The sequence below is a fragment of the Streptomyces sp. NBC_00259 genome, from assembly GCF_036181745.1.
Taxonomy (GTDB): Bacteria; Actinomycetota; Actinomycetes; order Streptomycetales; family Streptomycetaceae; genus Streptomyces; species Streptomyces pratisoli.
This window is the reverse complement of record NZ_CP108080.1, coordinates 6566828-6585850: the sequence shown is the minus strand read 5'-3', so window position 1 is coordinate 6585850 and position 19023 is coordinate 6566828. Positions and strand designations below refer to the sequence as shown.

Below are 19023 nucleotides of genomic sequence, written 5' to 3'. Positions count from 1 at the left end.
GGCATCAGGGCAGCGGAGTGCCTCCGGTGGCGTTGATGATCGCGGCGGTGATGAAGCTCGCCTGCTCGGATGCGAGGAAGACGTACGCCGGGGCCATCTCGGCCGGCTGGGCGGGGCGGCCGAGCGGGGACTGTTTGCCGAACTCGACCGTGTCGGGCATGGTCGCGGGGATCAGCGGCGTCCACACCGGCCCGGGGGCGACGGCGTTGACCCGTACCCCGTCCTGGACGACCATCTGTGCCAGACCCTGGGTGAAGGTGACGATGGCGCCTTTGGTCGTGGCGTAGTCCAGCAGGTGCGGGCTCGGCTTGTACGCCTGCACGGACGTGGAGTTGATGATGCTCCCGCCTTTCGGGATGTGCGGCAGCGCCATCTTCGACAGCCAGAACATCCCGTACAGGTTGGTCTTCATCACACGGTCGAACTGCTCGGTCGAGATCGCGGCGATGCCGTCCGGCTGGGACATCTGATAGGCCGCGTTGTTGACGAGGATGTCGATGCGCCCGAACTCTTCGACGGCACGGCCGACCAGAGCCCGGCACTGCTCCTCCTCGCGGATGTCGCAGCACACGGCCACCGCCTTGCGGCCCGCCTCCTCGACGAGCCGAGACGTCTCACGGGCCTCGTCCTCTTCCTCCGGCAGGTGCGTGAAGAGGACGTCGGCGCCCTCGCGCGCATAAGCGAGAGCCACGGCTCTGCCGATGCCGGAATCGCCACCGGTGATGACCGCGGCCCGCCCGGCGAGAAGCCCGCGGCCCTCGTACGAGGTCTCGCCGTGATCCGGTGGCGGGTCCATGGGCCCGGTCCAGCCGGGGTGCGGCTGGTCCTGGTCCGGGAAGTCCGGCCGGGGGTGGGCCGTGACAGGGTCGCGTGCGTCGTGGTTCTTCGCTGTCATGGCACGTCCTCCCGAAGTGGTCGGCGGCTGGGGATGCCACGAGGCGTGACAGCTCCCTGGCCTGTCTGCGTCGGCGGCGTCTGCGCCCGTCGGTGGTGCTCGCACCCCTGGGCACTGCGGCGACTGCCCGCCCGAGCCGACGCCAAACCGGCGTTGGCGGCCTGGCGGGCACGGGCTCGGGGCTTCTTCGCCCGCCCCAAAGAGCGAATGGTCGCTCGTGCCGCGGGTACGGAATCGGCTGCCTCTACCGATCGACGGTTATCCCGGCCGCCCATATCCCCCGGTGAATGAAGAACCGGGTAGAGGGTACGCGGTCGTTCAGGCGGAAGGGGGAAACCGCCGCACGGTATACGGAACGGTATACGGAAAAGAAAGGGCGCCGGGATTCCCCGCTGCGCCCTATTCACCGAAGGAGCTGTCTTCGCGTGACTGAGCATGTGTGGAGCTACAAGTCGACCGCCGGTCACCTGGCCGGTGCCGACCTCACCGGCTACACGGTCGAGGCGGCCGATGGCAGCATCGGCAAGGTCGACAAGCACTCCGACGAGGTCGGTGACGCCTACCTGGTGGTGGACACGGGCGTATGGATCTTCGGCAAGGAAGTGCTGCTCCCGGCGAGCACCGTCACCCTCGTCGACCTGGAGGAGCACAAGATCTACGTCGACCGCACCAAGGAACAGATCAAGGACGCCCCCGAGTTCCACCGCGACAAGCACCTCGGCGACGCGGGCTACCGCGAGGAACTGGGCACCTACTACGGCACCGCCGCCCCCTTCGGAGGCCGCCTCATCTGACCGACCCACTCCGGCCGTCGACGATTGCTTGAGTAGCGTTGGCCTGGCCCCACGGCGCCGGAGCCAAAGCTCGGACAAGTGAACCTTGCCTGCTCGGCCACCCGGGAGCGTCCGAATCCGAGGTGGCCGAGCAGCCAGGGCCCATGGCCTGCGTCAATGCCGCAGTGTCAGTCGGAGGCGGCCCACACGCCGAGGCCGCCTCCGCGCCACGCCACGAAGGCCGCGTCGGCAAGATCGATCGTGTCAGGGTCGAGCCCCGCCCGCCGCATGAACCCGACGATGTCTCGCGGGCTGTACGCCCTGCCCAGAACGGGGCTCACCTCTGCCGCCGAATCAAGGGCGCGGCCGCACCCCCTTGGTGGCGCCATGTGATCGCACGTGCACGACTTGTCACCGCATTGGCCATATGGGCGTATCGTGGAAAGGCCTAGGGGGCCGATCACGGATTGGCGAGTCATGTCGATACCAAGTCATGCGGTATTCGGTGCTCCGTGCTGGGTCAGTCTCATAGCCCGCGATCTGGCTGCCGCTGAGGACTTCTACGGCGGCGTCTTCGGCTGGGAGTTCCGTCCCACCCGGCTCGGGAAGGATTTCTCCGTCGCCTTCCTCGATGGAGCCCCCGTCGCCGGCATCGGCGCCCTCGCCGGCAGCCTGGCGGTGGCCGTCGCGTGGACCCCGTACTTCGCCGTGGACGACGCCGACGCCACCGTGGCGCGAATCCAGGAGCGCAGCGCGACGGTCGCGGTCGGCCCCCTGAGGTTCGGGACCGGCCGAGCCGCCCTGGCCGCGGACCGGGACGGCGCGGTGTTCGGCCTCTGGCAGGGCAAGGTCATCCGCGGCTGGGGCGTCGGCCGGGACAAGTCACCTGCCTGGTTGGAACTGCGCACCAGAGATGCCTTCGAAGCGGCCATCTTCTACGCCGAGGTCCTCGACTGGGCCACCGAACGTCCCGGCTCCTGCCAGGTGTCCTACGAGAACGGCTCCGTGGTCCTGCGTCAGAACGAAGACGCCGTCGCACGGCTTACGGGCGGCGCCACCGAGGCGGCTCCCGATCCCCAGATCCGGCCGCGCTGGCACGTGCACTTCTACGTCCCCGACATCGACTACGCCGTCGAGCAAGCCATCAAGCTCGGCGGCGCAATCGCATCGCAGGCAGTCACATCGCAAACGGCCGGGGCGATGGGCTCGGCCGAACAGGTCACGTTGCGCGACCCCGACGGCGGACTCTTCACCGTCACCACCCGTACCAACAAATAGTCGGCGCCCATCAGCGCGCCACTCGGCGAAGGGGCGCGCCGGCGGCGTCCGGGACGCCTCCGGCACGTTCAGGTATCGGCGAGCAGCCTCTCGAAGGGCTTCCAGTTCAGACGGGTGTCTTCGGTGCCCGGAGGAACGAGGGAGTGGGTCAGGGTGAGCCAATCCAGCAGCGGCGGGGTGTCGATGCGTATGAGGGCGTGCTCCGTGGCAGGACCGATCTGCAGCAGTGTGTGGGAGGGGCCGGCCGCGCCCGGTGCCGGCCGTACCTGCACATCGCCGTCTCCGGCCCGGGTCCGCGTGCCACGTGCGAGGAGGTCCCGCTCCACGTACCAGGAGATGCCGGGGCCCCGGTCGGGGACCGGATGGAACGTGATGCGCACCGCGTACGGGTCCGAGACGGTGTAGTGGAAGGAGGTCGAGACAGGAAGAAGCATGTCGGCTCGGATGTGCGTGGCTTGGGTCCACCAGATGGCTTCCTTCGCCTCGCCTCGAGGTTTCTCCTGGTTCTCCTGGTTCATGGCCTCCCCGCCTCCTCAAGCAGTAGCGCCGCCTGTCACGGCTGCTGACGTGCCACCCGTCTGCCCCCGTAGCCGCCGGGTAACACCCCGTCCCCGAGAACCAGCGGTCACGCCCGCAGCACGCAGCCATGGGCGAAGCAAAGCGGGGAAGGCGGCCCGTATCGACAAAGCCCACGAACATCGCGTGAAGGGCACCTGTCCGCCACCGGAAACGCGGCCGGCGGGGGCTGGCTCGCCACAGCCGCGCCGGTGCTTTCCGGCTCGCCGGGCAGGCAGCGACCCCGCCCGTGCACCATCCCGAGAAAGGACTCCTGCTCATGTCTCAGAAGGTCTCCGACCACATCCTTCAGCGGCTGCGTGAATGGGACGTCGAGCATGTCTTCGCCTACGCGGGCGATGGCATCAACGGCCTTCTCGCCGCCTGGGGCCGCGCCGACAACCGACCGGAGTTCATCCAGTCACGCCACGAAGAGATGTCGGCCTTCCAGGCGGTCGGCTACGCCAAGTTCTCAGGCAGGGTCGGGGTGTGCGCCGCCACCTCGGGTCCCGGCGCCATCCACCTGCTGAACGGCCTGTACGACGCGAAGCTCGACCACGTGCCCGTCGTCGCCATCGTCGGGCAGACCAACCGCAGCGCCATGGGAGGCTCCTATCAGCAGGAGGTCGACCTGCTCGCCCTGTACAAGGACGTGGCGTCGGACTTCTGCGAGATGGTGACCGTTCCGGAGCAACTGCCGAACGTCATCGACCGCGCGATGCGCACCGCGTATGCCCGGCGTACGGTCACGGCCGTCATCGTCCCCGCCGACGTGCAGGAGCTGGACTACTCTCCCCCGACCCACAGCTTCAAGATGGTGCCCTCCAGCATGGGAATGGGCCACTACGCACCCGTGCCCACCGACGAAGACGTCCAGCGGGCCGCGCAGATCCTCAACGACGGGGAAAAGGTCGCGATCCTCATCGGCCAGGGCGCGCGCGGAGCACGGGCGGAAGTCGAACAGCTCGCCGACGTCCTGGGTGCCGGTGTCGCAAAGGCACTCCTGGGCAAGGACGTTCTGCCGGACGATCTTCCCTACGTCACCGGCGCCATCGGCCTGCTCGGCACACGTCCCTCCTACGAACTCATGCGGAACTGCGACACCCTGCTGGTGATCGGCTCCAGTTTCCCCTACTCACAGTTCCTGCCGGAGTTCGGTCAGGCACGAGCGGTACAGATCGACATCGACCCGCACATGATCGGGCTGCGCTACCCGTTCGAGGTGAACCTCGTAGGGGACGCACGCGAGACGCTGAAGCGCCTCCTGACGCAACTGGAGCGCAAAGGGGACCGGACGTGGCGGGACAAGGTGGAGACGGACGTCGCCCGCTGGTGGGACGTCATGCAACGGCGCGCCGCCGTGGACGCCGACCCCATCAACCCCGAGTACGTGTTCCACGCGCTCGACGAGCGACTGCCGATGGACGCGATCATCACGGCCGACTCGGGTTCGTCCGCCAACTGGTACGCACGCCACCTGCGCCTGCGCGGAGACATGCGCGGCTCCCTGTCCGGGACACTGGCCACCATGGGCCCCGGTGTGCCGTACGCCATCGGCGCGAAGTTCGCCCACCCCGACCGGCCGGCCATCGCCCTGGTCGGCGACGGGGCGATGCAGATGAACGGCATGATGGAGATGGTCACGGCCGCCAAGTACTTCCGGCAGTGGGAGGATCCCCGCCTGGTCGTGGCCGTGCTCAACAACGGCGATCTCAACCAGGTCACCTGGGAGATGCGGGCCATGTCCGGTGCCCCCCGGTTCGAGGAGTCCCAGCACATCCCCGACCTCCCCTACGCGGAGATCGCCGAGCGTCTCGGGCTCCAGGGCGTCCGGGTGGACAAGCCCGAACAGGTCGGGGAGGCATGGGAGCAGGCCCTGGCCGCCACGTGTCCCTTCGTCATCGACTTCCGCACCGACCCCGCGGTCCCGCCGATCCCACCCCACGCCACCCTCGACCAGATCGAGGCGGCAGCCGCGTCGATCCTCAAAGGCGACAGCGACCGGGCCGCCATGATCAAGCAAGGCTTCAAAGCCAAGGTGCAGGACATGCTCCCCGGCCGACGACACCGCCACGACCGGCCGGGAACAGAAGCCGACTGATGAGCACGGACACTCCCCCGTCGCCGCGCTGCTGCCGGCGCAGGCAGCGGCGCGGTTCACGCCGTCGACGGCGCTCGGTCGGGGAACCTTGACGGACTCTTGGGAGCACGGCGGGACATGGAAGAAGGGCTGCCCGGCAACCAGCGAGAGGTGACACGCATCGGACTGGTGATACTCGCATGGGCCACATCACTGGCAGCAACCACCGCAGCGGCGTGGGCTTCACCGCGGTGGTGGTTCGCCGCCGTCCCGCTCACCCTGCTGGGCACCTGGGACCTGCTGCAGCGTCGGCACTCGGTGCTGCGGAACTATCCGGTCGTCGGACACGCCCGCTACCTCCTGGAGCGGATCCGCCCCGAACTGCAGCAGTACTTCATCGAACGCAACCTCGACGGCCGTCCCTTCGATCGGGATGTGCGCAGCATCGTCTACGAGCGCGCCAAGGGCACCGATGCCGAGCAGCCCTACGGAACCGAACGAGACGTCGACCGTCCGGGCTACGAGTTCCTGATTCCGTCCATGGCGCCCTGCTCGGTGCCCACGTCGCCGCCGCGCGTGCGGATCGGCGGCCCTGACTGCAGCCGGCCTTATGACATGGCTCTGCTGAACGTGTCGGCCATGAGCTTCGGCTCGCTCTCGTCGAACGCCGTCCTCGCGCTCAACGGCGGTGCCGCGTCAGGGCATTTCGCCCATGACACCGGAGAGGGCGGTCTGTCGGAGTACCACCTGCGGCCGGGCGGGGACCTCGTCTGGGAGATCGGCACCGGCTACTTCGGCTGCCGGACCCCGCAGGGAGAGTTCGACGCCGGGGAGTTCGCCGACAAAGCCGCGTACGACCATGTGAAGTGCGTGTCACTGAAGATCTCCCAGGGTGCCAAGCCCGGCATCGGCGGGGTCCTGCCGGGAACGAAGGTCAATGCCGAGATAGCCCGGGTCCGGGAGGTGCGCCGCGGAGAGACGGTGATCTCGCCCCCGTACCACCGTGTGTACTCCACTCCGCGCCAGCTCGTGCGCTTCGTCGCCCGGATGCGGGAGTTGTCCGGTGGCAAGCCGGCGGGCTTCAAACTGTGCGTGGGCTCACGCCGGCAGTTCCTCGCCGTGTGCAAGGCGATGCTGGACGAGGGCACGGCCCCCGACTTCATCATCGTGGACGGAGCCGAAGGCGGCACCGGCGCGGCCCCGCTGGAGTTCGCCGACCACGTCGGCACGCCGCTCACCGAAGGACTGCTCACCGTGCACAACGCGCTCGTCGGCACCGGCTCGCGCGACCGGATCAGGATCGGCGCCAGCGGCAAGATCGCCACGGGTACCGACCTGGTCAAGCGTCTGGTTCAAGGCGCCGACTACGGCAACTCCGCGCGGGCGATGATGTTCGCACTGGGCTGCATCCAGGCGCAGCGATGCCACACCAACACCTGCCCCAGCGGTGTGGCCACCCAGGACCCACGGCGTGCCCGTGCCCTCGACATCGACGACAAGACGGCCCGCGTCCAGCGCTTCCAGAAGGCGACCGTCGCCGGCGCGATGGAGATCATGACGTCCATGGGGATCACCGACCCCGCACAGTTGCGTCCCCACGTGCTCCACCGGCGCGTCGACCCGTACACCGAGCGTTCTTACGCGGAGCTCTACGAGTGGCTGGCTCCCCATCAGCTGCTGACCGAACCGCCCGGGTCATGGGCGGCGGACTGGCAGGCCGCCGACCCCGACAGGTTCACCGTGTGAACGGGAGGATTCCCCTGGTGAACGCCCGAGCCCGCTCAGGAGGCCGGCGGTGTCCAGGCCGCTTCGGCTGCCCGGGCGTCGGGGTGGATGGTGAAGACCCGCTCCAGTCCCACGGTGCGGAAGATCCGGCTGACGTGGTCGGGTACGGCTGCGAGGGCGATGTCCGCTTCGGCTTGCAGGGCGTGGTTGCGTGCGGCGATCAGGACGGTGATGCCGCTCGAGTCGCAGAAGGTGAGCCCGGCGAGGTCGATGACGAGTTGCTGGCCCGGGTGGAGTCCGAGGCCGAGCAGGAGCGCGCGTACGTCGGGGGCGCTGTGGTGGTCCAGCTCTCCCGCCAGTTGCAGCAAAGTCGTGTTGATCTTCGCGATCTGGCCGTTCAGCAGTGTGGAGAGGTAGCCGCACGGCGCGTGCTCGTACAGGTCTTCCACGCTGTCCTCGAGCAGGGCCGAGAAGTCCGCCTGGTGATCCTTGGGCAGCCGGCCGGAGGACTCCTCGTCCCTCGCGTCGTCGCTGGTCTCGCACATCATCGGATGGCTTCGACGAAGGCGGTGATCGCGGCAGCCGCTTCTTCTGGTGCGGCAAGCTGGGGGCAGTGCCCGGTCGCGTCGAGCGTGACCAGCCGGCTGCCGGGAATCCTGGACTGCACGAAGGCTCCGACCTCTGGGGGCGCTATCGCGTCACGGGAGCACTGCGCGACCAGGGTGGGGACGGTGACTTCGGCGAGGTCTTCGCGATTGTCGGTCAGAAACGTCACCCGTGCGAAGGCACGGGCGATGTCCGGGTCGGTGCGGCAGAAGCTGTTGGTCAGCTCCTCTCCCAGTTCCGGACGGTCGGGATTGCCCATGATCACCGGGGCCATGGCGCCCGACCAGCCCAGGTAGTTCGCATCCAGTGACTCCAGGAGTTCGTCGATGTCCTCGGCACTGAACCCGCCCCGGTAGCCGGCCTCCGGATCGTCGATGAAGCATGGTGACGGCGCGAGCAGGACCAGGCCGGAGAAAGCCTCGGGATCTCGCGCGGCTGCGAGGACGCCCATCGTGGCGCTCACCGAGTGCCCCACGAACGTCACCGGCCCGAGAGCCAGCTCGTAGCAGATCTCCAGCACATCCTCGGCATAGCCCTCGAGAGTGGAATATCGATGCTTGCTCCAGGCCGACAGGTCGGAACGTCCCGCCCCCACATGGTCGAAAAGCACGACGGTGAAGTCACGCTCCAGCGTCGGAACAACCAGCCGCCACATGTTCTGGTCGCACCCGAATCCGTGCGCCAGCATCACCACCGGACCGCCGGACCGGCCGGTCACCGTCACGTGATTTCTGCTCCGCACATTCATACGACACAGACTCGCAGACGGATTTCCGGCCCCACCCCGGTTCCCGGCTCGTCCAGCCCTCTGCGGCTGATGAACGCGTGACGTGGCGGCGGCATTGCCGGCCGTGGACCTCGCACAAACGGGATTAGCAGCCGGACTCGAGGGAAGGCGCGGTCCGTGACGCCGTTTGCCGGACAGCACGATTCCCCGGGGGGGCGAAGCGGATCTAAGGAGTGCGTCATGACGCTCATCCCCGGACTCGTTGTGTGGATCTTTCGTCACCCCCGGCGTGGCTGGCGTCTTGTCAAAGTACTCTCACGGGCTTTCCGGCAAATTCTCATTCCTCGGCGACGACGTCACAGGCTCGCCGGGACGCTCGTCCTCTACGGCATTGTTGTCGGAGGGCCGATCGCGCTCGGTTTGGTCCTGCTTTTCATCGGACTGCGGCGCGTCAGTCGCCGCCGGCATTCCGGTGCCGGTCGGCTCCAGGACGCCTCGGGTGCCGTTGCGGCAACCTAGCCGGCGCTTCGTTTGCCGGGCGGGTCCTGGGGGTCCACCCCAGTCGATGCGGAGGCGTCCTTGGATCCGCTGGGACGTTGTGAGCGACCTCTGCGGCCCTTGTCGTGCATGCCCTTTTCGCCAGAGCCCTTGCCCTGCTGTTCCCCGCGGCGGCCGGTGCTCTCGACGGTGTCACCCGGGACGGATTCCGACTCCTCCTTGGAGACCTTCCTGCCGCTGCCCTTCGGAGGGGCGTATTCATCCGGGTGGAAGGAGCGGTGGGCGCTCGGGTTCTCCTGTTGACGAGTTTCGTCCACGTCCGACGACCAGCCGTGCTGAGCGCCCTTGTGCCTGCTCGGCCCCTCGCCCTCCGAGGGCCGGGACGATTTCGGCTGCTTGGGCATGACCTCACCTGCCTGCTTTCGGGGTATCTGCATACGTTCTGCGGTGATACCGAAATTCTCCCACCGGCGGCCGGAGCGGTCATATCAGCCCGCAAACGGTTCGGAAAGCACTTCCGGGAGGCTCACAGCCTGGGAAAGCGGGGTCCGGGCTTGCCTCTCTCGAGGCCAGTGGGGCGAGACCGGGGTCCCTCTGCGGCGCATGGACCAGGTGAGAGTGGGCACACGCCGATCACTGAGCCGGTCCGCTCGGGACCGACCACCCGGCGAAGGGACGGCAGTATGACCCACGTGTCACCGGTCGCCCCTCCGGCCCCGGCGGGGACATGGGTCTACCTTCCTCAAGCCGACACTCACCTGCTCGCCGAGGTCCTTGAGGAGAGCCTGCCGACCCACGGGGCCCAGGTCCTGGACATGTGCACCGGCACCGGCGTTCTCGCCTTGTTGGCGGCGCGGCACGGCGCCCGAGTGACCGCCGTGGACGTCTCCTCCGAGGCGGTGGCGACCGCACGTCTCAACGCATCCACGGCGAAGCTCCCGGTCCATGTGGTCCGCGGGGACTTGTTCGCGCCCGTGGCAAACCGTCGGTTCGACCTCATCCTCAGCAATCCGCCCTACGTGCCCGCACCGGAGAGCCGGCCGCCAACGGCGGGCCGGTCGGTCGCGTGGGACGCCGGCCTGGACGGGCGCGCGCTGCTGGACCGGATCTGCGCGGACGCGCCACCACTGCTGCGCCCCGCCGGCACGCTGCTGCTGGTGCACTCGGCACTCTCCCGACCCACGCGCACACTGGCCCAGTTGCGCTCTCACGGCCTGACGGCACGAGTGCAACGGCGGCGTCGGATCCCGTTCGGGCCGGTGCTGCGCGCACGTGCCGAATGGCTGCGCAGCCGGGGCCTGGTGGCCCCGGAAGAGTCCATGGAGGAGTTGGTGGTCATCCGTGCCGAACGCACCCGATGAGCGCCCAGCGTGTCGTCTGGCGCTGACCGAGGATGGCCCTCTGCTGCTGGACGGGCCGGCCGAGGTCACACTCGACGACGGCACCACCGCGCGGTCGGACCGATTCGTCGTGGCGGTCTGCCTGTGCCGGCGCAGCCGCACCTACCCCTGGTGCGACACCAGCCACCGGCGCCGGAGCCGGTCGTGAGGGCCCCGGCGGCCGTATCCGCCGCTCTGCCGGAGGCGCGCGGGGAGGTGTCGGACGGTCTGCTCGCGGCGCTGACCCGCCCGGCCGGCGGCCCACTGCCTGATACGGCGGCGGCCTCCGCAGACCCGCTCGGCGACGACGCACAGCTCACCCTGTACCTGTGTTACGAGCTGCACTACCACGGATTCGCCGGCGTCGACGCAACATGGGAGTGGGATCCTGAACTGCTACGGCTCCGGGCAGCTCTGGAACGCCCCTTCCTGGGCGCGTTGCGGGAGGGGACGGCGGATTACCCGGACCTGGAGACCGCACTGGAGAGCATCCTCACCGAGCCCGTCGACGGCACCGGGGTGTCGTACTTCCTTCGTGATGAGGGCGAGTTGTGGCACCTGCGCGAGTACGCGGCGCAGCGCTCGCTGTACCACCTCAAGGAAGCCGACCCGCACGCATGGGTCATCCCGCGGCTTCGTGGCCGCGCCAAGGCGGCGTTCGTGGCCGTGGAGTACGACGAGTTCGGCGCCGGACGAGCCGACCGGGTGCACGCTCGGCTCTTCGCGGACCTGATGGAGGACCTGGGGCTGGATTCCACGTACGGGCGCTACCTGGACGCGGCGAGCGCCCCGATGCTGGCCTCCGTGAACATGATGTCTCTGTTCGGTCTGCACCGGGCTCTGCGCGGGGCACTGGTCGGGCACTTCGCGTCCGTGGAGATCACCTCCTCGCCCGGCTCGCGCCGGCTGGCGCAGGCGATGCGGCGAACCGCGGCCGGAGCGGCAGCGGAACACTTTTACGCGGAACACGTCACCGCCGACGCGGTGCACGAACAGGTGGTCCGCCGGGACGTGATCGGCGGTCTGCTCGCCGACGAGCCGTCGCTCGCCGGCGACATGGCCTTCGGTCTGGCCGCCACGGCATACGTGGAAGAGCGGCTGGGCGATCATCTGACGACAGCGTGGCGGGCGGGGCACAGCTCACTGCGCACGAGCGCTACGGCGTCGGCCGTGGAGGAGGTCGGCGGGTCCCGCTCCCGGGACTGACCCTTCTTCCGCGCCCTGCCCGGACCCGCCGCGCCCGAGCCCCAGCCCGCCGCACCCGCTGGACGGGATCGGTGGACTCCAGCATCGCCCGCGCAGCGCAGAGGGGGCCCGCTCCGGATCAGGGGTTCGCGGTCGAGACAACGAAGACCATGGGGGCGGACGGATCGGTCAGATCGACGGTGATGTCCTGGCTGGGGCGCGGATCGTGCTGCTTGTGCGTGGTGGCGGCCCAGGCGGCCGCCGGCCGGAAGACCCAGCCCACGGTCCCGGCGTCGCGCTCGTCGATGGTGACGTCGCCGGTGTTCAGCCGGGAGCGACTGGTGCCCGCCTTCGTGAGGTACGAGTCCAGGCCCGCAGCGGTGGTGCGGAACTTGACGTAGAGCCGGCTGGTCTTCCAGTTGCTGGTCTCGTAGTACGCGACCTCGGTGGACTTCTGCGGGATCGGCACCTCGAAGACCCGGCGCTTCATCTTGGAGGGCCAACTGTCGCGCAGCCCGGTCGCCGAGGACTCGGCCTCCTTGTCCCGCCCGCTGTCGCGGCTCTGCTCCGCCGAGATCAGCAGATAGCCGGCCGGGATGCCGATCAGCAGCACGATGACGATCGCGGTCAGCCAGCGGCGGCGGATCATGTGGCGCCGGTCCTCGGGCGGACGCACGGGCTCGTCCACGGGCACGGTCTGTCGGGGCACGGTCTTCACACGGGGTCCTGAGGGGTGGTGCGGGCACGGTCGCCGGTGTCGCCGTCGCCACCGGGGTTGCGGAGGGCCTGGGCGTACCGCTCGTATCTCTCGTACCGCTCGACGCGGCGCCGCTTGGCACGCCGGAAGCGGCGGGCGACGAGCCGGGCGAGATCGGCCGCACCGACCATACCCGCCTCCGGCCCGAGCTGGGCCTTGGCGATACGGGCCTCCGGCCGGTAGCCGCGGCCGGTGAGATGGCGGCGGAAGGCGTCCCTGGCGGGCCCGATCAGCAGGTCGTCGGCCGCGCTGACACCGCCGCCGATGACGAAGCAGGACGGGTCGAGGGCGGCGGCGAGATTGGCGATGCCGACGCCGAGCCACTGGCCGATCTCCTGGAGCAGCTCGACGCACATGGCGTCGCCCTCCCGGGCCAGCTCGGTGATCAGCGGTCCGGTGATGTCCGGGATGCTGCCCTTGACCCGCTCGATGATGTTGTACGCGACCGGGGAGTCGGCGGCGGCCAGCTCGCGGGCCTCGCGGACCAGGGCGTTTCCGGAGCTGTACTGCTCCCAGCAGCCGCGGTTGCCGCAGGGGCAGCGGTGTCCGCCGGGCACGACCTGCATATGGCCGAACTCTCCGGCGACGCCGTACTTGCCGCGCTTGACCTGGCCGTCCTCCAGGATGGCGCCGCCGATGCCGGTGCCGAGCGTGATCATGACGAGGTGGTCCTCGCCGCGGCCCGCGCCGAAGCGCCATTCGGCCCAGGCGGCGGTGTTGGCGTCGTTGTCGACCATGACCGGGACGGCGAGCCGGTTCTGCAGCGAGTCCCGCAGTGGTTCGTTGCGCCAGGCGAGATGCGGGGCGAAGAGCACCGTGGAACGGTCGGCGTCGACCCAGCCGGCCGCGCCGATGCCGACGGCGTGCACGTCGTGCCGGTCGGAGAGGTCGAGAACCAGGTCGACGATGGTGTCCTCGACGACCCTGGGGCTCTTGGACTTGTCGGGGGTCTCGGTGCGGAGCTTCTCCAGGATGATGCCGTCGGCGTCGACGACACCGGCCATCACCTTCGTACCGCCGATGTCGATGCCCACGGTCGGCACGCGGGGCGCGGTGAGGTGCGAGCGCCGTTCACGGGTGCCGACGGTCCGCAGGACGGTGGCGCGGGCGGCGCCTCGGTGGGCGAAGTCGCGGTACGTGCTCAAGGCGTCCCTGCGGGGGTGTGGGGGCGGTCCGGATCAGCGGAGGCGGGCGGCACCCGCCGTGCCCGATTGTGCCATCCGGGCGGTGTGAGGGCCCTGACCGGCCGCGGGCGGGACGGCGCCCGCGGCCGCTGCGGCCGGGGCGCGGCCGCGCGCACCGCCGTGTGGACGGCGCTCACACCGGGGCCTCGCCGGAGCCGCCGCCGATGCCCTGCCGGTCGGGAATCAGCGCGGCCGCCCGCCGGGCGGGGTCGGTGAACGCCTGGGCGACCGCGTCGTCGAGCAGTGTGAGCTGTGCGCGCACGGGAGGCAGGTGTCCCTCGGGCAGGGCGCCGAGCAGGCCCTGGAGCAGGGCCCTGAGGCGCCTGCAGACCTGGGTGGAGTCCGCGCCGTACTCGCGGATCTCGGTCAGGGCCAGCTGGAGGAAGTCCTCCCAGGACCGGCCCGGGAGCACCAGCCGGGGGCGACCGCGGCGGTCACGGAGGGTGTAGACGCGGTGCAGCTCCACCCGCCCGATGTTGTGCAGCATGGCCTCGATGTGGTTGAGGACCTGGACGGCGGTCGTGGGGTCGTTGACGGCCGGTGAGAGCGCCCTGATCGCGACGTCGACGAGGATGCGCAGGGCGAAGGCGGGATCCTGCTCGATGGTCCGCTCGACGCCGAGCGCGACGTACCCGGTGAGCTCGCGGTGGTCGATCGCCCGGTGGCCGTCGGGTGACGCTCCGTGCACCGCGATCAGTGCGGCGCCGGGCGGTACGAAGTCTCCCACCGGATGTCTGAGCACGAGGACGCAGTCGTGGCGCTCGGCGGCGGCCGTCAGCCGGGCCGCGTGGATGCCCTGGAGGGCCCCGCCGCGTTCGGTGCGGACCAGGGTGACCGGGCCGTCCGGCAGCGGCTCCTCCGGCTCCCCGGCGCTGAGCGTCCCCTTCGCCTGGAGTGCGAGCCCCCGCTCCAGCAACCGGCGGCCCGCCCCCGAGACGAGGGCGGCGATGGCCACCGGCCGCAGGTTGTGGATGAAGCGGTTGAGATAGATCAGCAGGAGCAGCAGGCTCACCGCGACGCCCGTGCCGGCGAGGGTGACGCCGAGATTGGGCACGAAGTCCGTCTCGATGAGCCGCAGCAGCGAGAAGGCGAAGGCGAACGTCCCGGTGAACGTCGCGAGCACGGCTTTCTGCAGCCGGTCCCGGTACCACAGGCGCATGTAGCGCGGCGACAGCGAGCCCGTGGCCTGCTGGACGACCAGGATGCCGATGGTGACGACGAACCCGAGCAGGGCGACCATCGCCCCGACGATGGAGCTGAGGACGCTGCTCGCGGTGGACGGGGAGTACCGCCAGTGCTCCGGCACCTGGATCATGCCCTCGAGCCAGACCGCGGCGTCCGCGAGGAGCACACCGAGAACGAGCCCGAGCAGCGGGATGATCCACAGGCTGGCCTTGGCGTACTGCCGCAGCCGGAAGGCCGTCGCCCAGGACATCATCGTGTGCGCCCCCGGGATCTCGCCTGGTGTGCGTTCTCGCGTTCCACGGTAGTGCCGTCCCCGAAGCCGCACGAATTCTCCAGAAAAGCCCGAATTACGATGAGTGTCTAAGCTGATGTGGCGGCATCTGCCCGCGGACCCAGGGCGAAAGGGGCTCGGGATGGGCGACTACCCCCTCATCGAGGACCACGGACTGATCGGCGACCTGCAGACCGCGGCGCTGGTCACCACCCACGGAACCATCGACTGGTACTGCTCACCACGCTTCGACTCCCCGAGCATCTTCGGGTCCCTGCTGGACAGCGAGAAGGGCGGCCACTTCAAGGTCGCGCCGGTGGACAAGACGTACGCGACGAAGCAGTTGTACATGCCGGACACCGCGGTCCTCGTCACCCGCTTCATGACCGAGGCGGGCGCCGGCGAGGTCGTCGACTTCATGCCGGTCACGGGGTCCACCGCCACCAGGCACCACCGCCTGGTCCGTCTGCTGCGGTGCGTGCGGGGCACCCTCACCTTCCAGGTCGACATCGCTCCGCGCTTCAACTACGGCCGCACCCCGCACAAACTGAACTACACCGAGCGGGGGGCCGTGTTCGCCACGGACGATCTGGAGCTGACCGTCCACGCGGTGCGCGAGCCCGGGGACGCACGGCTCGTCCCCCAGGACCGGGGCGACAACGACATGCACTTCAGCCTGACCCTGGACGCCGGCCAGGAGCGGGGCGTGGTGATGGAGACCTTCGCCGACGGCCCGCCGCGGCACATCCACCACGCCGAGTACATGCAGCTCTTCGACGACACGGTGCAGTTCTGGCGCAACTGGCTGAGCCAGTCGCGCTATTCCGGCCGCTGGCGGGAGGCCGTCGAGCGCTCGGCGGTGACCCTGAAGCTGATGACGTACGCGCCGAGCGGCGCGCTGGTGGCGGCACCGACCGCCGGACTGCCCGAGCAGCTGGGCGGCGAGCGGAACTGGGACTACCGCTTCACCTGGATCCGTGACGCCTCCTTCTCCATCTACGCCCTGCTGGGACTCGGCTTCACCGAGGAAGCGGTGGCGTTCATCGGCTGGCTGCGCGACCGGGTCCACGAGAAGGCGGGCTGCGACGGCGACTCCGGGCCGCTCAACATCATGTACCGGGTCGACGGCTCCTCCGACCTGGTCGAGGAGACCCTCGACCACTGGGAGGGCTACGCCGGGTCCCGCCCCGTGCGCATCGGCAACGGAGCCGCCGACCAGCTTCAGCTCGACATCTACGGCGAGGCGCTGGACAGCATCTTCTTCGCCCACCAGCGCGGCATCCAGCTGGACCACCGCGGCTGGACGTCCCTGCGCACCCTGCTCGACTGGCTCAGCGACCACTGGGACCAGGCCGAGGAGGGCCTGTGGGAGACCCGGGGCGGACGCCAGGACTTCACCTACGGGCGGGTGATGTCCTGGGTGGCCTTCGACCGGGCCCTGCGGCTGGCCGCCGCGAGCGGCCGCCCGGCCTCGATGGCCCGCTGGAACATCGAACGCGACAAGATCTACGAGCAGGTCCAGGCCCGCGGCTGGGACCCCGAGCGGAAGGCCTTCGTACAGCACTACGGCAGCCAGGTCCTCGACTCGTCGCTGCTGCGGATGGCCACCGTCGGCTTCATCACCCCGGACGACCCCATGTGGGACTCCACCCTGGCCGCCATGGACCGGGAACTGGTCAACGACAGCCTGGTCTACCGCTACAACCCCGAGGCGTCGCCCGACGGTCTGACCGGCTCCGAAGGCACCTTCTCTCTGTGCACGTTCATCTACGTCGACGCCCTCGCCCGGGCGGGCAGGCTGAGCGACGCGCGGCTCGTCCTGGAGAAGATGCTCACGTACGCCAACCATCTGGGCCTGTACTCCGAGGAGATCGACCTGACCGGACGTCAGCTCGGCAACTTCCCCCAGGCCTTCACCCATCTCGCGTTCATCGACACGGCGCTCACCCTGGACGCCGAGCTCAACCGGGCGCGCAGCAGCGCCACTTCGCACCGGGCGCGGGTCCCCGAGTCCGGTTTCTGATCCGCCGGCGCCCGCACCCCGCCGCGCCCGCACCCCGACGCGGCCGCGCCCTCCGCGGCCGTGGCGCGGGTCAGGGCCCGTCCGTGTCCGCCGGGTGTCCCGTGGGGTCCGCGGGGTTCTTCTCGGGACCGCCGGGAGCCGGGGTGAGCAGGACGACCGTGTCCCCGGCTTCCGGCCGGACGGCGCGGGCCTCCGTCACCGGGTCGAGCCGGCCGTCCGCCCGTACCACGAAGAGGACGTCGTGCCCGGCGGGCAGGGCCTGCTCCGGCCCGCTCAGCACGAAGCGCGCGCCCTGCTCGTAACGGGCCGCGAGAGCACGCCGGGCCAGGTCCCGGCCGAAGAGGACGTCCCGCCCGGCGTGCGTGGCGACGGCGCCGGAGCTGTCCGCCGGAGGACCGATCCGGTGGACCGGGCCGTCGACGCTGTCCCGTACGACGACCGAGACCAGCGCGTTGAAGTCGTCGTCGTCGGTCAGCAGCAGGACGGACGTGATCCCTTCGAGCCGGGCCTGCGGATCCATCGCCGTGGCCAGGAGCTCACCCGGGGCCGACTCGATCCCGGCCCGTGCGATGCGCTCCCGCTGCTCCTCGGGCCCCGCCCACATCAGGACGTCCAGACCCGCGGACCGCAGACACCGCCCCAGAGCGACGGCCCAGGGCTCGCCGCCCACCAGGAGCGGCCGGGCGCCCACCGGGCGGGTGACTCCCAGCCGGCGCGCGACCGGCGCGGCGGTCAGCCCGTACACGGCGACCGTGCCCACGATGACCAGGAACGTGACGGGAAGGATCGTGGCGGCCCCGGCCAGCCCCTCCGCGGCCAGGGTGCCGGAGAACGCGGAAGCCGTGGACGCGGCGACGATACCGCGCGGCGCCATCCAGCCGAGGAACGCCCGCTCCCCGCGCGGCAGTCCGGTCCGGTGCGTCGACAGCCAGGCGACGAGCGGCCGCACCACCAGGACGAGCACGGCGATCAGGACCAGGGCCGGCAGGAGCACGGGACGGACGGACGACGGGGCGACCCCGGCCGAGATCGATACGAACAGCAGGCCGATGATGAGCTGGACGAGGGTCTCGAAGAACGGGCGCCGGGCGGGCATGTCGAGCCCGGGGAGATTCGCCACGGCGAGCCCGGTGACGATCGCGGCGATCAGCCCCGTGTCCTCGCGCACGATGTCGCACGCCGCCGACACCGTGATGACGGTGGCCAGTTGGGCGAGGGTCCCGAGCGTCTCGCCGAGCCGGAGCGTACGGAGGCAGAACCACAGCAGGGCCGCCCCCACCACGCCGCCCGCCAGCCCGACGAGCGCGCTGAGGAGGAACTCACCGAACCGGAACCCCCGGCCGACCTGGAAGTCACCGGCCAGGAGCGAGTGGAAGACGAGCGCCCCGAGGATGGCCCCGACCGGATCGATCAGGCTCCCCTCCCAGACCAGGACGCGCCGCACCCGCTCCGAGGGCCGTACGTGCTCCAGCAGCGGCCCCACCACCGTCGGTCCCGAGACGACGAGGATCACGCCCAGCATCACGGCCACGGCGAGCGGGACACCGAACAGCACGGGGCCGAGCAGCATGACGGCCGCGGACGTGAGCACCACGCCGAGGACCAGGAGCCTCAGCACCACCGAGCGGGTGGCCGCCCGCAGATGGCGCAGTTCGAGGCCGAGGCCGGCGTCGTAGAGGATCACGGCCACGCACAGCGAGACGATGGACGCGAAGTTCGCCGGCGCCAGCTTGTCCGGATGGACGACATCGGTGAGGGCGCCCGCGGTGAAGCCGGCCGGGAGCAGCAGGATCAGCGCGGGCAGACGCAGCCGGTTCGCCAGGATCTGGGACCCGACGGCGAGGACGACGGTCAGCCCGATGCCGAGGAGGAACTGGTCGGCGGTCAGCACGCTCGCCCCGT

General features: G+C 70.0%; 18 protein-coding genes. 8 read left to right on the top strand and 10 right to left on the bottom strand.

The annotated features are described in order from the left end of the window. Positions 1 to 4 precede the first annotated feature (4 nt). A complete protein-coding gene (locus OG766_RS29565) occupies positions 5 to 895 on the bottom strand; it encodes an SDR family oxidoreductase (RefSeq protein WP_266386953.1) in 891 nt (296 codons plus the stop codon). Between the two features lie 425 nt (positions 896 to 1320). Here OG766_RS29565 and OG766_RS29560 point away from each other — a divergent pair, with 425 nt between their 5' ends. Next, positions 1321 to 1689, top strand: coding sequence for a PRC-barrel domain-containing protein (locus OG766_RS29560; protein ID WP_266386955.1), 369 nt, complete (start codon positions 1321 to 1323; stop codon positions 1687 to 1689). A gap of 167 nt (positions 1690 to 1856) precedes the next feature. On the opposite strand, the gene OG766_RS29555 is transcribed toward OG766_RS29560, so the two are convergent. Beyond that, a complete protein-coding gene (locus OG766_RS29555) occupies positions 1857 to 2009 on the bottom strand; it encodes a hypothetical protein (RefSeq protein WP_266386957.1) in 153 nt (50 codons plus the stop codon). 136 nt (positions 2010 to 2145) lie between these two features. Here OG766_RS29555 and OG766_RS29550 point away from each other — a divergent pair, with 136 nt between their 5' ends. Next, entirely contained in the window at positions 2146 to 2946 is an 801-nt protein-coding gene (locus OG766_RS29550) for a VOC family protein (protein ID WP_266386960.1), read from the top strand. 68 nt (positions 2947 to 3014) lie between these two features. Here the strand turns inward: OG766_RS29550 and OG766_RS29545 are convergent, their stop codons facing one another. Continuing rightward, on the bottom strand, positions 3015 to 3464 hold the full coding sequence (locus OG766_RS29545) for an SsgA family sporulation/cell division regulator (RefSeq protein WP_266386963.1): 450 nt from the start codon (positions 3462 to 3464) through the stop codon (positions 3015 to 3017). Between the two features lie 317 nt (positions 3465 to 3781). On the opposite strand from OG766_RS29545, the gene OG766_RS29540 reads away from it, so the two are divergent. Together OG766_RS29540 and OG766_RS29535 are read left to right on the top strand one after the other, a co-directional pair. Then, positions 3782 to 5602 (top strand): thiamine pyrophosphate-requiring protein, encoded by a 1821-nt coding sequence (locus tag OG766_RS29540; RefSeq protein ID WP_328726590.1) that lies wholly within the window; start codon positions 3782 to 3784, stop codon positions 5600 to 5602. 150 nt (positions 5603 to 5752) lie between these two features. After that, on the top strand, positions 5753 to 7327 hold the full coding sequence (locus OG766_RS29535) for an FMN-binding glutamate synthase family protein (RefSeq protein WP_443045624.1): 1575 nt from the start codon (positions 5753 to 5755) through the stop codon (positions 7325 to 7327). Positions 7328 to 7362: 35 nt separating this feature from the next. Here the strand turns inward: OG766_RS29535 and OG766_RS29530 are convergent, their stop codons facing one another. From OG766_RS29530 to OG766_RS29520, 3 genes are all read right to left on the bottom strand, one after another. Continuing rightward, complete coding sequence (locus tag OG766_RS29530; RefSeq protein ID WP_266388740.1) at positions 7363 to 7710, bottom strand: STAS domain-containing protein; 348 nt, start codon at positions 7708 to 7710, stop codon at positions 7363 to 7365. A gap of 140 nt (positions 7711 to 7850) precedes the next feature. After that, a complete protein-coding gene (locus OG766_RS29525; protein WP_266386971.1) occupies positions 7851 to 8660 on the bottom strand; it encodes an alpha/beta fold hydrolase in 810 nt (269 codons plus the stop codon). Positions 8661 to 9154: 494 nt separating this feature from the next. Next, on the bottom strand, positions 9155 to 9541 hold the full coding sequence (locus tag OG766_RS29520) for a hypothetical protein (protein ID WP_266386973.1): 387 nt from the start codon (positions 9539 to 9541) through the stop codon (positions 9155 to 9157). A gap of 279 nt (positions 9542 to 9820) precedes the next feature. Here OG766_RS29520 and OG766_RS29515 point away from each other — a divergent pair, with 279 nt between their 5' ends. From OG766_RS29515 to OG766_RS29505, 3 genes are read left to right on the top strand one after another with little or no spacing between them, the layout of a single operon-like run. Then, positions 9821 to 10498, top strand: a complete 678-nt coding sequence (locus OG766_RS29515) for a HemK2/MTQ2 family protein methyltransferase (RefSeq protein WP_328726588.1) — start codon at positions 9821 to 9823, stop codon at positions 10496 to 10498. After that, entirely contained in the window at positions 10479 to 10685 is a 207-nt protein-coding gene (locus OG766_RS29510; RefSeq protein WP_266386976.1) for a CDGSH iron-sulfur domain-containing protein, read from the top strand. Before OG766_RS29515 ends, OG766_RS29510 begins: the two co-directional genes overlap by 20 nt. Next, positions 10682 to 11722 (top strand): iron-containing redox enzyme family protein, encoded by a 1041-nt coding sequence (locus tag OG766_RS29505; RefSeq protein ID WP_443045562.1) that lies wholly within the window; start codon positions 10682 to 10684, stop codon positions 11720 to 11722. The genes OG766_RS29510 and OG766_RS29505 overlap by 4 nt, the downstream gene beginning before the upstream one ends. A 118-nt stretch (positions 11723 to 11840) precedes the next feature. On the opposite strand, the gene OG766_RS29500 is transcribed toward OG766_RS29505, so the two are convergent. The 3 genes from OG766_RS29500 to OG766_RS29490 all read right to left on the bottom strand — a co-directional run bounded on the left by OG766_RS29500 (position 11841) and on the right by OG766_RS29490 (position 15080). After that, positions 11841 to 12350, bottom strand: coding sequence for a hypothetical protein (locus OG766_RS29500; RefSeq protein ID WP_266388745.1), 510 nt, complete (start codon positions 12348 to 12350; stop codon positions 11841 to 11843). Between the two features lie 65 nt (positions 12351 to 12415). Then, the gene (locus OG766_RS29495; RefSeq protein ID WP_266386978.1) at positions 12416 to 13603 is read right to left on the bottom strand and encodes an ROK family glucokinase; all 1188 of its coding nucleotides are present in this window, start codon (positions 13601 to 13603) and stop codon (positions 12416 to 12418) included. 172 nt (positions 13604 to 13775) lie between these two features. Continuing rightward, positions 13776 to 15080, bottom strand: a complete 1305-nt coding sequence (locus OG766_RS29490; protein ID WP_266386979.1) for a DUF2254 domain-containing protein — start codon at positions 15078 to 15080, stop codon at positions 13776 to 13778. Between the two features lie 160 nt (positions 15081 to 15240). On the opposite strand from OG766_RS29490, the gene OG766_RS29485 reads away from it, so the two are divergent. Next, on the top strand, positions 15241 to 17121 hold the full coding sequence (locus tag OG766_RS29485; protein ID WP_266386980.1) for a glycoside hydrolase family 15 protein: 1881 nt from the start codon (positions 15241 to 15243) through the stop codon (positions 17119 to 17121). Positions 17122 to 17191: 70 nt separating this feature from the next. Here OG766_RS29485 and OG766_RS29480 read toward each other — a convergent pair whose 3' ends face one another. Further along, positions 17192 to 19009 carry a cation:proton antiporter gene (locus OG766_RS29480; RefSeq protein ID WP_266388748.1) on the bottom strand — a complete coding sequence of 606 codons (1818 nt, stop codon included), beginning with the start codon at positions 19007 to 19009 and terminating at the stop codon, positions 17192 to 17194. Between the last annotated feature and the right edge of the window lie 14 nt (positions 19010 to 19023).

What these genes read in the sequence shown, in the direction of transcription:
- OG766_RS29500 (WP_266388745.1), bottom strand. Translation starts at nt 12,350, where the DNA reads ATGATCCGCCGCCGCTGGCTGACCGCGATCGTCATCGTGCTGCTGATC.
- OG766_RS29485 (WP_266386980.1), top strand. Translation starts at nt 15,241, where the DNA reads ATGGGCGACTACCCCCTCATCGAGGACCACGGACTGATCGGCGACCTG.
- OG766_RS29550 (WP_266386960.1), top strand. Translation starts at nt 2,146, where the DNA reads ATGTCGATACCAAGTCATGCGGTATTCGGTGCTCCGTGCTGGGTCAGT.
- OG766_RS29540 (WP_328726590.1), top strand. Translation starts at nt 3,782, where the DNA reads ATGTCTCAGAAGGTCTCCGACCACATCCTTCAGCGGCTGCGTGAATGG.
- OG766_RS29515 (WP_328726588.1), top strand. Translation starts at nt 9,821, where the DNA reads ATGACCCACGTGTCACCGGTCGCCCCTCCGGCCCCGGCGGGGACATGG.
- OG766_RS29520 (WP_266386973.1), bottom strand. Translation starts at nt 9,541, where the DNA reads ATGCCCAAGCAGCCGAAATCGTCCCGGCCCTCGGAGGGCGAGGGGCCG.
- OG766_RS29525 (WP_266386971.1), bottom strand. Translation starts at nt 8,660, where the DNA reads ATGAATGTGCGGAGCAGAAATCACGTGACGGTGACCGGCCGGTCCGGC.
- OG766_RS29565 (WP_266386953.1), bottom strand. Translation starts at nt 895, where the DNA reads ATGACAGCGAAGAACCACGACGCACGCGACCCTGTCACGGCCCACCCC.
- OG766_RS29545 (WP_266386963.1), bottom strand. Translation starts at nt 3,464, where the DNA reads ATGAACCAGGAGAACCAGGAGAAACCTCGAGGCGAGGCGAAGGAAGCC.
- OG766_RS29490 (WP_266386979.1), bottom strand. Translation starts at nt 15,080, where the DNA reads ATGATGTCCTGGGCGACGGCCTTCCGGCTGCGGCAGTACGCCAAGGCC.